The 12,175-nt window shown below is 65.7% G+C and carries 10 protein-coding genes; 7 read left to right on the top strand and 3 right to left on the bottom strand.

Annotated features, from left to right (window positions below; translation table 11 throughout):
- The first annotated feature begins 1 nt into the window (after nt 1).
- Both cydX and hemN read left to right on the top strand, forming a co-directional pair.
- Nucleotides 2-130 carry a cytochrome bd-I oxidase subunit CydX gene (cydX, locus tag LQ954_RS03775; protein WP_231022039.1) on the top strand — a complete coding sequence of 43 codons (129 nt, stop codon included), beginning with the start codon at nt 2-4 and terminating at the stop codon, nt 128-130.
- Entirely contained in the window at nt 127-1,476 is a 1,350-nt protein-coding gene (hemN, locus tag LQ954_RS03770) for an oxygen-independent coproporphyrinogen III oxidase (protein WP_231022037.1), read from the top strand. The genes cydX and hemN overlap by 4 nt, the downstream gene beginning before the upstream one ends.
- Nucleotides 1,477-1,611: 135 nt before the next feature.
- Here hemN and LQ954_RS03765 read toward each other — a convergent pair whose 3' ends face one another.
- Together LQ954_RS03765 and LQ954_RS03760 are read right to left on the bottom strand one after the other, a co-directional pair.
- Nucleotides 1,612-2,265 (bottom strand): OmpW/AlkL family protein, encoded by a 654-nt coding sequence (locus LQ954_RS03765; protein ID WP_227770786.1) that lies wholly within the window; start codon nt 2,263-2,265, stop codon nt 1,612-1,614.
- 271 nt (nt 2,266-2,536) lie between these two features.
- Complete coding sequence (locus LQ954_RS03760; protein WP_231022035.1) at nt 2,537-3,691, bottom strand: GGDEF domain-containing protein; 1,155 nt, start codon at nt 3,689-3,691, stop codon at nt 2,537-2,539.
- A gap of 222 nt (nt 3,692-3,913) precedes the next feature.
- Here LQ954_RS03760 and LQ954_RS03755 point away from each other — a divergent pair, with 222 nt between their 5' ends.
- The 5 genes from LQ954_RS03755 to LQ954_RS03735 all read left to right on the top strand — a co-directional run bounded on the left by LQ954_RS03755 (nt 3,914) and on the right by LQ954_RS03735 (nt 11,072).
- Complete coding sequence (locus tag LQ954_RS03755; protein ID WP_227770788.1) at nt 3,914-4,711, top strand: Coq4 family protein; 798 nt, start codon at nt 3,914-3,916, stop codon at nt 4,709-4,711.
- A 680-nt stretch (nt 4,712-5,391) separates the two neighbouring features.
- Nucleotides 5,392-6,435 carry a DNA replication/repair protein RecF gene (recF, locus tag LQ954_RS03750; RefSeq protein WP_231022033.1) on the top strand — a complete coding sequence of 348 codons (1,044 nt, stop codon included), beginning with the start codon at nt 5,392-5,394 and terminating at the stop codon, nt 6,433-6,435.
- A gap of 67 nt (nt 6,436-6,502) precedes the next feature.
- Nucleotides 6,503-7,762: an MFS transporter gene (locus LQ954_RS03745; RefSeq protein ID WP_231022031.1), complete on the top strand. Its 1,260-nt coding sequence runs from the start codon at nt 6,503-6,505 to the stop codon at nt 7,760-7,762.
- A 144-nt stretch (nt 7,763-7,906) separates the two neighbouring features.
- Nucleotides 7,907-10,414: a DNA topoisomerase (ATP-hydrolyzing) subunit B gene (gene gyrB, locus LQ954_RS03740; RefSeq protein ID WP_231022029.1), complete on the top strand. Its 2,508-nt coding sequence runs from the start codon at nt 7,907-7,909 to the stop codon at nt 10,412-10,414.
- A 349-nt stretch (nt 10,415-10,763) separates the two neighbouring features.
- Nucleotides 10,764-11,072, top strand: a complete 309-nt coding sequence (locus tag LQ954_RS03735; RefSeq protein ID WP_231022028.1) for a hypothetical protein — start codon at nt 10,764-10,766, stop codon at nt 11,070-11,072.
- Nucleotides 11,073-11,263: 191 nt separating this feature from the next.
- Here LQ954_RS03735 and LQ954_RS03730 read toward each other — a convergent pair whose 3' ends face one another.
- Nucleotides 11,264-12,169, bottom strand: coding sequence for a LysR family transcriptional regulator (locus LQ954_RS03730; protein WP_231022026.1), 906 nt, complete (start codon nt 12,167-12,169; stop codon nt 11,264-11,266).
- Nucleotides 12,170-12,175 lie beyond the last annotated feature (6 nt).

The raw sequence follows: 12,175 nt of genomic DNA, 5'->3' as shown, positions 1-12,175 counted from the left end.
CATGTGGTATTTCACTTGGGTTCTCGGCCTTGGGCTGGCGGTGGCGTTCGGCGTCTTGAACGGCATGTGGCACGAATTCGATCTCGCCGATGAGGTCGAAAAGGCACCGGAGGCGCACGGGCGCCCGTGAGCGAGCATCTCTACCTCCCTGAACTCGCAGCGCGTCCTGCGCCGCGATACACCAGCTACCCGACCGCGCTGGAATTCTCTCCCGCGGTCGGCGCAGCGGACCAGGCGGCCGCCCTACGCGGACTGGAGGCGGGAACCAGTGCCTCGCTCTACGTTCACGTGCCTTATTGCCAGGAGATCTGCTGGTATTGTGGCTGCAACACCGGCGCGACCGGCCGTCCCGAGCGGCTTGCTGCCTATGTCGCGGCACTGGCGCGGGAAATGCGCACCGTCGGCGCCTTGTACCAGGGCCGCATCAGCCGCGTGCATTTTGGCGGGGGCAGCCCCAATGCCTTGTCCCCTGCGCAGCTCGCATCGGTGGCAGAGACGATCCGGTCCTGCTTCCTTGTGGACGAGGATGCCGAATGGGCGGCGGAGCTCGATCCGCGGTTGCTCTCGGACGATCACGCCGCGGCCCTAGCCGAAGCGGGGATCACCCGCGTCAGCCTGGGCGCGCAGACGTTCAATCTCGGCATCCAGGCTCGGATCAATCGGATACAGCCGTTCCGCCAGGTCGCGGAGGGCGTTTCGGCGCTGCGCCGTCACGGTATTGAGCGCATCAACCTGGACCTTATGTACGGGCTGCCGACGCAGGAACTGGGCGACATCGTCGAGACGATCGCCAAGGCTCGGCAGCTCGAGCCGGATCGCGTGGCGATGTTCGGTTATGCTCATTTGCCGTCCATGTTGCCGCGTCAGCGGATGATCGACGCCTCCACCCTGCCCGATGCCAAGGCGCGCTTCTGGCAATCGGCGCTCGCACACGATCTGCTGTTGGAGGCAGGCTTTGCCGCCGTCGGCTTCGATCACTTCGCCCGGCCGCAGGACTCGCTCGCCATCGCCGCACGTACCGGTCGCCTGCGTCGCAACTTCCAGGGGTTCACCGATGATCAGGCGGATGTGGTGATCGGCCTCGGCGCATCATCGATCAGCCAATTTCCGGGCTTGCTGGTCCAGAACGAGAAGCATGTCGGCGGATGGCGGATGCGCGCGTTGAACGATACGCTCTCGGGCGTTCGGGGCTGCCGACGCTCCGCGGACGACCGCTTGCGCGCCGAGATCATCGAGCGGATCCTGTGCCACGGCGCGGTGGATTTGGAGGAGGTCGCAATGCGCCGCGGCGCCAGCACCGCACAATTGTCAGGCGCGCTCCCGATCATCGACGGTCTTGCAGGAGCCGGCGTTCTGGAACGCAGCGAATGGCGCATCCGCATCACATCGATCGGCCGCCCCTATGCGCGGCTGGCCGCAGCCGCCTTCGACCGGCGTTTGCGGGCCCAGGCACGTCGGACCAGCAAAGCGGTCTAGCGCCGCACGACCCGATCAGCCGGGTCTCCTTCCCAAATACATTGTAGCCGATGGCGGAGTTCCCGCCATCGGCTACTTGCCGTTCAACTTCCCAAACGAACGTGGAAGGGGGCGACGCCTGCCCCCCCATTCCGTTCAGAACCGCATGCCCAGTCCGATCGAGGGAACGATGGGATCCACGCTGACGCTCACGCGATTGACCGCGCCGCCAGTGGTCAGCCGCGCTGCCGTGTCGATGTCGATGTATTTGACGTCCAGGTTCAGAAACACGCGCTTGGTCAAATCGACGTCCACGCCTGCCTGCAGCGCATATCCGAAACTGTCCTTCAGCTTCACATTCGTCTTGCCAATCGCGCTCTCCAGCGAGCGGCTGGCGTCGGCGGAGTAGAAGATCGTGTAGTTCACGCCGGCGCCCACATACGGCCGAACCTTGGCCTTTGGCGCAAAGTGATATTGCAGCGTCAGGGTCGGCGGCAGCACCCAGGTGCTCGCCAAGTTACCTAGTGGCGACAGCGCGCCGCGCCCGCCGATGTCGTGCTTGGTCGTCCCCAGGATCAGCTCGGTGCCGATATGGTCCGTCCACATGTAGGTGAAGTCGATCTCCGGGGCGACGCTGTCGGAAACGCTGACCGAACCGGTGGGGAACCCCGGTTTGACCGGCCCGGCCTTTTCGGTGGGCGAGACGACAATGGCACGAGCCCGGACCAGCACGTCGCCCGCTTCCACCTGCGCCTGGGCGGGTGAAGCGATCGCGAGTGCAAGAAGGCTAGCGCCGATAACGAATTTCATGGCCAACTCCTTGTGTTCTGCTTGGCGAGTTGGCGGCTAGAGCGGGATCGTAACGGCCGCTGTACGCAAAGTCCCGCTTGGGACTTGTACGGAGAGACTGGCACGATCGCCTCCTGCAATCCTGCGGAGGGGCGTGCCTGCTATGTCGCCGGGCTGCAGCGCAAGCGGGTCAAACGACGCCGGCCGCGCAGCGTGTTGGTACTGGCCATCAACGGCGCGGGCGCAAGGTCCGCGGCGCGGCCGCCCCTCGCCGCGCCGCGAATTTTGCGGATCAGTTCGGTCGCGCGTGCGCCACCTTCAGCCGGGCACGGCCCGACGCCCCGCCTTCGTCTCCGCGTCCGAGCGTTGGCGATGCGGCCCGGTTGCGCATCTTGGCGCGGTGAAGCGCCATATCGGCGACCTCCAGCAGTTCCGAAAGCGTGCCGTCATGATCGTCGGAAAGCGCAACGCCAATGCTTGCACCGACATGCACATTCTGCCCGGCGACCAGATAAGCGTGGCCCGCTATTGCCTGGCTGATCCGCTCCTTCAGCTGCTCCGCGCCGTCGCGGTCGATATCCTCCGCAACGAGCACGAATTCATCGCCGCCGATCCGGGCCACGCGCACATTGTTGCCGCCGATCTCCTGCAGGCGTTTGCCGACCGCCACCAGAACCGCGTCGCCTGCCTTGTGGCCGAGCGTGTCGTTGATGGTCTTGAACCAATCGAGATCAAGGTACAGCACCGCCAGCCCCGCCTCGGGCCGCGCCGCGCTCTCCTCGGCCCAGCGCGACAAACCATTGCGGTTGAGAAGGCCGGTAAGCGGATCGTGGCGCGCGTGATGATCATTGATCATCTCCGCCCGCATGGTGCGGACAAGCAGCCGGTTCAGCTGAAACGCTGCCGAACTCATGCTCACCAGGTAGAAGGGGATCTGGAACATCACGAGCAGCAGGATCGGCTGCCCGGACAGAACCGCCGCGACGGCGCACGGGCCAAGGCTCAGCGCGATCATCACCGCCACCAGGCGCGGCGCCCCGAAGTTTCGAAAGCAGATGCCGCCCACCATCGCGGCAGCCGACAAACAGGCGAGCGCCGCCGCAACCCAGTCGCCGCTTATGACGCACATGAAGGTGCCGTAGCCGACGCTGGCGGCCCACATCACGGCAAGGGTAATGTAGAAGTCGGTCGGCCCGCGCCGGCCCTCCATCACTGCCTTGCGCCCGAAGTACAGCGCTGGCAGCCGCAGCGCCGCCAATATCACTTCCATGGCGACCCACAGATAGGCCGCAGGCGTCTGCATGCGCGCTGCCACGACAGCGGATACGGCAATGGTGTTCAGCACGCCCCCCGCGAAGATCGGGAGCGTGCTGTACAGGCTGCGCAGCAGAGTCCTGCGCGTGCTGTCGGGAATGTCGCCACCCGGATCGACCAGCCAGCGCGTCATTGACCAGGCGGGCAAAGCGCGCCCCAGGTCGTGTCGTCCACTCATATGCAGATTCGCGGCATCAGTTCCCCCCGCCCCTCGCGCGCCCTGTACAGCATCCTCGTTAATGGAAGGTTCCGGGCGCACGCCCCCGGACGGCAAGCGCCATACCCTGAATCCTAACGGTTGACGATGTCCGTCACACAGTTTATTTACAACCGTGTCAGTAGGGAGTCGACTAACATGGCCGCTAAGCTTCCCCCCTTTCCCGGCAGTACCGGTCGTCGCGACTGGAATACGGCGTTCGACGCCATCAAGAAGCTGCTGAACAACGGTGACGACACGGTTCAGGTGTTTCGCATCATGCGCGCGCTGAACGTCGGCAGCACCGAGTGGGGCTATGCAAAACTGCTTGGAACCGAGGAAGGTGGCCGCATCGCTCGCGAGCAGGCCGAACTGGCCGAGCGCTTCTCCGATCGCACCTGGGTGGACAGCTTTGCGCCCGGTACCGTTGGCGCCGCTTACCGCGACTTCCTCGATAGCACCGGCTATTCCGCCGACGGTCTCGTCGCGGTCAGCCGTGAAGGCAACGACAATGTCGAGATCGATCATCCTTATGCATGGTTCGGCCGGCGCACGCGCGACATTCACGACATCTGGCATGTTCTGACCGGCTACAAGGCTGACGAAAGCCTGGGTGAAGCAGCGCTGGTGGCGTTCAGCTACGCGCAGGTTGGTGGCGCCGGCTGGGCCTTTATCGGCTCTGCCGCCGCGCTCAAGAGCCTGCGCATTACCAAGGGCACGTTGTTCGCCCGGGCCGTCATAGAGGGCTACCAGCGTGGCAAGGCCGCGAAGTGGCTTGCCGGTGAGGATTACATCAAACTGATGGATGAGCCGCTGGGCGCAGCGCGCAAGCGCCTCGGTCTGACGGAGCCGGTACTGTACAAGCGCGCTCAGGCTGAGCTTGGCGAAGAGATGGCGTCATATCTCAGCCAGCGTCGCGAAGAAGCAGCGGCCGAGCCGCAGCCGCTCGCCGCCTGAGCCACGGTGCGGGAGGGAAAGCGTTTCCCTCCCGGCCTCCTGTAGGCTCCCTCCCGAATAGCCGACGTGTTCTTCAGCGTTGAGGAGGTTGAGCGACGAAGGCAGCGTCTTCGTCTCCGACATGCCTCGCGCGGTACGACCGGCGTGAGTCACGGCTCTACGCTGGCGAGATCCGTCGCCATTGCCCGTGCAAACCGCCGCGGGTGCGCAGGCGGCGTTTCGCCAGATCCTGCACGCACGAAGCGGCTAGTGCTTCTGCCTCTTGGGCATCCACCAGTCACCCGCGATCCGTTCGGCCACTCGAAATCGCTCAGCCTCCTCCAGAAGGCGCATCGCCTTGCCCAGGCTGCGTGCTTCGCGGGCTCGCCGTTCAAGGTCTTCCCACCGCTGAGCCAATGACCGTCTCCATCTGGCATCCCCTGCGATTATTCTCGCGATCGGGCGGGCTGGGATCGAGATGGGTGCGACGAAGAGTCGACAATCTTGCAGTTCGGCCTCGTTCCGCTCGCGGCGACGGATCACGTCTGCTCGCCCGCAAAGCACGTTCCTGCGAACGGAGCTGACTGGAGGATCGGGGCCAACCATTGAAAGCCACTCTGCCCGGGGTCCAAGCTGGCTGCCACCGGCTTTGGCACCGTCCCACTTCCGCCACGCCCGAACCCACAGTAAAGCCGCCGTCAATGATCTGCCGGCTCGTGCTGACCAACGTCCGCAACCATGCGACACTGACGCTTTCGCCCGGGCCCGGCTTTGTACTGCTCACCGGACCGAACGGCGCCGGCAAGACGAACGTGCTGGAAGCGGTCTCGCTTCTCGCTCCCGGCCGCGGGCTGCGGCGCGCAAGCCTTTCCGAAATCTCCCACCGTGACTCGTCCGGCGGGTTCGGCATCGCCGCCACGCTGGACGACACCACAGAAATCGCCACTGGCGCCCTGCCGACCGCACCGGAACGGCGGGTGGTACGGGTCAATGGTGCCACCGCTGCGGCGAATACGCTCGCCGAGTGGCTTTCCGTGCTGTGGCTTACCCCGGCGATGGACCGCTTGTTTGTGGAGCCGGCTGGCGAACGTCGTCGCTTTCTCGACCGGCTGACGCTGGCCCTCGCACCCGCCCACGCCACAGAGACGAGCCGATACGAGGCCGCCATGCGCGCCCGCAACAAGCTGCTGGCGGAACCCGCTCCCGATCGCGAATGGCTGTCCGCGCTGGAAGCGCAGATGGCGCAGCACGGCGCCGCCGTCGCTGCCGCCCGCGCCGAGACGGTGGCCGCCCTCTCCGGGCGCCTTGACCAGTCGGCAATGGGCGATTTCCCGCGCGCTTCGCTGTCGCTGGAGGGCTGGAGCGATGAAGCCGGCGTGTTGCTCGACGCACTGCGCACCGGCCGGGCGCGCGATGCAGCCGCTGGTCGAACGCTGGTTGGTCCGCATCGCACCGATCTGCATGTGCGCCATCTCGACAAGAACATTGCTGCCGCCCAGGCCTCGACGGGCGAGCAAAAAGCGCTCCTGCTCGCCATCGTACTGGCTCACGCGGATCTCGTCGCAGAGCGTCGGGGACAGCTTCCGATCCTGCTTCTGGACGAAGTCGCCGCCCATCTCGATCCTGACCGCCGGGCAGCATTGTTCGCCCGGCTGAGCGGTCACGCCCAGGTCTGGATGACGGGTACCGAACCGGCGCTGTTCGCCGCCATCGGCGACGATGCGACCCGCATCGATCTGGGCTGAACCGCCGAGCTTTGAAGCAGACGCGGTGCGGGCTGGACGGGGCGACACAGTGCGCTACGATCCCGGCATGGAGAGACAACCACAGCGACCGGTATCTGCCGGCGAGTGGCACCGCGGCTGGCCCGTCGTCGCCGCAGCCATGATCGGCATTGGCACGGGGCCGGGGCTGTTTCAAAACCTGTCCAGCCTGTTCATCGTCGGGCCGATCGAGGAATTCGGGTGGAGCCGCGGCGATATCGCGACGGCGGCAGGGCTCGGGCTACTGGGCGGCCTGGCTGCACCGTTCCTCGGCCGGCTCGCCGACCGGATCGGCGCACGGGCGATCATCCTGTTGGCCATGGTCCTTCTCGGGCTGGTCTATGCCGGCATGGCATCGCTGAGCGGGCCGCTCTGGCAATATCAGCTGTTGATCTTCGGCCTTGCGCTGACCGTCCCGGGCACCAGCGCCATTGTGTACGGCAAGCTGATCTCGCAGCGCTTCCACGCCCATCGCGGCATCGCGCTGGGCATTGCCACTTCCGGCATCTCGTTGTCCTCGCTCGCGCTCGCACCGGTGCTGGGCGCGGTGATTACCGCTTATGGCTGGAGGATCGGCTTCCTCGCCCTCGGAGCGGTCGTGTGCGGACTGGCGCTTCCTGCCGTCCTGATGCTCCTGCAGGGCGAGCCTGGTCAGATGGTTCGTCCTGATCCGAATGGCGCATCCCCGATTGTCGTCGAGGGAATGACGGGTGCGGAGGCGCGGCGCGACAGCCGCTATTGGCGGCTCGCGCTGACAGCCGCGCTGATCAACGTCGCCAGCGTCGGGCTGGTCACATCACTGGTGCCATTCGGCATGGACCGCGGCTTTGGCGCAACTGAGGCCGCCCTTCTGGTAACCAGCTTTGCCGCCAGTCAGGTGGTGGGCCGGCTTGTCATGGGCGCCATGGTTGACCGTTTCCGGCCACAGCTGACCGCGGCGGCCTTTGCGCTGGTCTCCGCCCTCGCCTTCGTCGTCCTGCAAACGCCGACACCGGGCCTGCCTTTGTTGGTTGCGGCCGTCTTCTTCGCCGGGCTGATGAATGGCGCCGAGCATGACCTGCTGCCGTTCCTCGCCGCGCGCCTGTTCGGGCTGCGCGCCTATGGTGAAGTTTACGGGCTGCTCGTCATGATCTCGCTGTTTGGCACCGCCATCGGTGTCACCGCCTTTGGACGTTTGCACGACGCAACCGGCGATTATAGCGCCGCCTTGACGATGGCCGCGGTGGCGCTGGGTGGTGCGGCCATGCTGTTCGCGACGCTTCGTGAACGCCCGCTGCCGCACGTCCAGGTCGCTGCCCAACCCGTCTGATGGCACATGCCTGAGATCCGCCTGCGGAGCGCCTATGGTCCGATCGGCTGCGCGTGCCGCCTCCGCGCGCAGATCGGCGCCTAACCGGCCTGAACGAGCGCCATTTCGCTTTCGTTGCAGCGCCGCAATGCCTATATGATTGGCATGGCAGATCAGCAGAATTCGAACGACTACGGCGCCTCCTCGATCAAGGTGCTGAAGGGCCTGGACGCGGTGCGCAAGCGGCCGGGCATGTACATCGGCGATACCGACGACGGATCGGGCCTCCATCACATGGTGTTCGAGGTTTCGGACAATGCGATCGACGAGGCGCTGGCCGGCCATTGCGACCGGATCGACATCACGCTGAACCCCGACGGCTCGGTCAGCGTCACCGACAACGGCCGCGGCATCCCCACCGGCATCCATCCGGAAGAGGGCGTGTCGGCGGCCGAGGTCATCATGACCCAGCTTCACGCCGGCGGTAAGTTCGAAAACACCTCGAACGACAATGCCTACAAGGTCTCGGGCGGCCTCCACGGCGTCGGCGTCTCGGTCGTCAACGCGCTGTCCGAATATCTCGATCTGACCATCTGGCGCGACGGGGAGGAGCATTACATGCGCTTCACCCACGGCGATGCCGTCGCCCCGCTGAAGGTCGTCGGCAAGGCGCCCGAGGGCAAGAAGGGCACCCGCGTCACCTTCCTCCCCTCGCCTGCCACCTTCAAGATCACCGAGTTCGACTTCGAGAAGCTGGAGCACCGCTATCGCGAGCTCGCCTTCCTCAACTCGGGCGTCCGCCTGTTCCTCACCGACGCCCGGCACGAGGAGCCCAAGACCGTCGAGCTCTATTACGAGGGCGGCATCGCCGCGTTCGTGAAGTGGCTCGATCGCACCAAGGCCGCGCTGTTCCCGGAGCCGATCGCCATTTCCGGCCAGCGTGACGACATCGGCATCGACGTCGCGCTGCAGTGGAATGATTCCTATTACGAAAACGTCCTCTGCTTCACCAACAACATCCCCCAGCGCGACGGCGGCACCCACCTCGCCGCGTTCCGCTCGGCACTGACGCGCACGCTCAACGCCTATGCCGACAAGTCGGGGATGCTGAAGAAGGAGAAGGTCTCCCTCACCGGCGACGACATGCGCGAGGGCCTGACGGCGATCGTCTCGGTCAAGCTGCCCGACCCCAAATTCTCGTCGCAGACCAAGGACAAGCTGGTCAGCTCCGAGGTTCGCCAGCCGCTCGAAAGCCTGCTCGCCGACAAGATGGCCGACTGGCTGGAGGAGAACCCCCAGAACGCGCGCCAGATCATCCAGAAGGTGATTGACGCCGCGGCGGCGCGCGAGGCTGCGCGCAAGGCGCGCGACGCCAGCCGCAAGACGGTGATGGGCTCGATGGGCGGCCTTCCGGGCAAGCTGCACGATTGCCGCGAGAAGGATCCGGCCAAGTCCGAACTGTTCATCGTGGAGGGCGATTCGGCCGGCGGCTCGGCCAAGTCGGGCCGCAACAGCGAGTTCCAGGCGATCCTGCCGATCCGCGGCAAGATCCTGAACGTCGAGCGCGTGCGTGAGGATCGCATGCTCTCGTCGAAGGAGATCATCTCGCTGATCCAGGCGATGGGCACCGGCATCGGCCGCGACGAGTTCAACCTCGAGAAACTGCGCTACCACAAGATCGTCATCATGACCGACGCAGACGTGGACGGCGCACACATCCGCACGCTGCTGCTGACCTTCTTCTACCGCCAGATGCCCGATCTGATCAGCGCCGGGCACCTCTATATCGCCCAGCCGCCGCTCTATAAGGCGACGCGCGGCAAGGCGGTCGAGTATCTGAAGGACGAGGCGGCGCTCGACGATTACCTCGTCCGCAACGGCACGCAGGCGACGACGCTCGACGGCGTCGGCACCGGTGCGCCGCTGTTCAGCCTGGTCGATCACGCGCGCCGCATGCGCACGCTGATGCGCTACGTGCCGCGCCGCTACGATCCGGTGATCATCGAGACGCTGGCACTGGGCGGCGCGCTCGATCCGCAGATCGCGCCGGAGGAACGCGCCACCCGCCTCGCGCAGGTGACCCGCCGGCTCGACCAGGGCGATCCCGAGGCACGCTGGACGGCGCAAATGACGCCGGAGGGCGGCTTCCACTTCCAGCGCTTCTGGCGCGGGGTGACCGATCACCACATCGTGGAGGCAGCGTTCGTCTCCTCGGCGGAGGCGCGCAAGCTCCACGGCCTCGCCGCCGAGCATGCCGACCTCTACGACACCGCGCGCAAGCTCATCTCGCTCAAGGCCGGCGACCGCACCGAGGAGCCCGCGCCCGACGCGACGCTCGATGGCGCGATCGTCGATGAGGGCGAGGCGGACGAGGCGCTGGTGATCGGCAAGGGCGAAACGCTCGTCGCGCGTCCGTCACAGCTCCTAGAGGCGATCCTCGCCGCCGGCCGCAAGGGCCTCGCGATCCAGCGCTACAAGGGCCTTGGCGAAATGAACGCCGAGCAATTGTGGGAAACGACGCTCGATCCCAACAACCGCTCGATGCTGAAGGTCGCGATCGACCAGGCGGATGTCGCGGACGAGATCTTCACCCGCCTGATGGGCGACGTGGTGGAGCCGCGCCGCGAGTTCATTCAGGAAAACGCGCTGAGCGTCGCCAACCTCGACGTCTGACGAAATCCTGAAGCAAAGCGACTGATCAGTCGCCCGGGGCCGCACCTGCATGTCAACGATCGTGACATGCGGGTGCGGCTCTAGTGCTTTCAGGGGCAAACGTCGGACCATGCGCGCTGAAGACCGGCGTTGATCCTGCCCCTCCCGCCCGCGCACAGCTGCAAACCGCGGGTGAGCAGCGGCAGCACGGCTAGCGCCGGCGGCACAGGGCCTTCCGGTCCACTTTCCACATTGTTGCGAACTCTTCGTCCTATGCTTCTCCACCCCGATCGCGCATGATCAAGCGCTGGCGCATTCCGTTGGCACATGTTCAAGGCGGCTTGTTCGCGCACTCCCGGGAGAGGCGACGATGCTGGTTCTGCGAATGGCTGGAGCCCTGTGTGTCGTCGTAGTGGCGCCGTCGATGCCGGCGGCGGCAGCGTGGACGGCAGCTAACCCAGACGTCGCGAAAGCCGCGAGGGATCCTCGCATCGCGGCGGCGCTTGCGGCGGTGAACGAGATTGATCGGGCTGCTGTCCAAGAGGATCATCGGGCATTCGCCCGGCTGCTGGCTGATGACCTCGCCGTCAATAATCCTCAGAACGGCGTGTCCGTGCGGGCGCGACTGGGCAGCGCAGCGCCGCCGCTCGGATCAGTTACCTGCGCTACGATCGTGTGATCGAATATGCTGGTCTGCGCGGAGACATGGTAGTCCTGATGGGGGAAGAGATCGTCCTGCCCAGGTCGCCTCGGCGCGCCGCGGACGGTGAGATGCGGCGTCGCTTCACCGATCTCTGGATGCCCACGACCACTGGCTGGAAGCTGACCGTGCGACAGGCCACGATTATCAAACGTCCAAAGCCATAAGCTTCACGTCACAGACGTATCGAATGCGATTGCCAGGAACCGCTCCAGCGTCGCCGGCATGTAATCACGCCGCCACGTGATGCCAGTTTCAAGGCATGGTGCATCAAGCAGTTCGGCATATCGCACCCCCGTCCGGGCCAGATTGCGCAAGGAGGCGGGTACCAGCGATATGCCCATTCCTGCCGAGACGAGACTGATGATCGTCTGCATCTGGATGGCTTCCTGAACGATGCGCGGTGCACTGCGTCTTTTGGCGTAATAGCCGGTGACCAGATCGTGGAACGCAGGCGCCACTCGCCGCGGAAAGATGATGAGCGGCTGCTCCACGACAGTGCTGGCTGGGATCCGCCCATCGGCGAGGGCGATCCGCCCGTCGGCAATCCACGCCTCCGGGACGGCCGCGACCAGTGGCTCGGAGACAAGCAGTCGATAGGCGAGCGTCGCCGGCAAGGCGCTATCCGCCGGCGCGATGATGATTCCGGCATGGCCCCGCCCCTCGCAGAGCGCCGCGATCTGCACGTCGCTGGTCGCTTCCGTCAGCGCAATCTCCACGTCCGGGAACAAGGTAGCGTAGCGCCGCACCAGAGCCGGCAGGATACTGTAATCGGCCGTGCTGACGAACGAGAGCTCCAGTCGGCCCGCCTCCCCCCGGCGCAAGTGACGCGCGATTTCGGGCAGGCTGTTGACGCGATCAAGCGCCTCCCGGACATGGCCAAGCCATTGCTCTCCGAAAGGCGTCAGCGACACGCTCCGCTTCGTCCGGGTGAACAGGGCCGCCCCCAACTCGCGCTCAAGTGTCTGGATCGATTGGCTCAACGGCGGCTGAGTCATGCCCAGCCGCTCGGCGGCGCGACCGAAGTGCAGCGTTTCCGCCACCGCCGCGAAATGCTTCAGCTGGCGCAGGTCCATCTCATA

The sequence above is a fragment of the Sphingomonas sp. IC-11 genome, assembly GCF_021043365.1.
Lineage (GTDB): Bacteria > Pseudomonadota > Alphaproteobacteria > Sphingomonadales > Sphingomonadaceae > Sphingomonas.
Note: the sequence above shows the minus strand (reverse complement) of the source record. Positions and strands in the feature narration are given on the sequence as shown.

Coding starts and splice junctions, on each gene's coding strand:
- LQ954_RS03760 (WP_231022035.1), bottom strand. CDS start 3,691: ATGACGCGCTGGCTGGTCGATCCGGGTGGCGACATTCCCGACAGCACG.
- LQ954_RS03755 (WP_227770788.1), top strand. CDS start 3,914: ATGGCCGCTAAGCTTCCCCCCTTTCCCGGCAGTACCGGTCGTCGCGAC.
- LQ954_RS03730 (WP_231022026.1), bottom strand. CDS start 12,169: ATGGACCTGCGCCAGCTGAAGCATTTCGCGGCGGTGGCGGAAACGCTG.
- gyrB (WP_231022029.1), top strand. CDS start 7,907: ATGGCAGATCAGCAGAATTCGAACGACTACGGCGCCTCCTCGATCAAG.
- recF (WP_231022033.1), top strand. CDS start 5,392: ATGATCTGCCGGCTCGTGCTGACCAACGTCCGCAACCATGCGACACTG.
- LQ954_RS03745 (WP_231022031.1), top strand. CDS start 6,503: ATGGAGAGACAACCACAGCGACCGGTATCTGCCGGCGAGTGGCACCGC.
- cydX (WP_231022039.1), top strand. CDS start 2: ATGTGGTATTTCACTTGGGTTCTCGGCCTTGGGCTGGCGGTGGCGTTC.
- LQ954_RS03765 (WP_227770786.1), bottom strand. CDS start 2,265: ATGAAATTCGTTATCGGCGCTAGCCTTCTTGCACTCGCGATCGCTTCA.
- LQ954_RS03735 (WP_231022028.1), top strand. CDS start 10,764: ATGCTGGTTCTGCGAATGGCTGGAGCCCTGTGTGTCGTCGTAGTGGCG.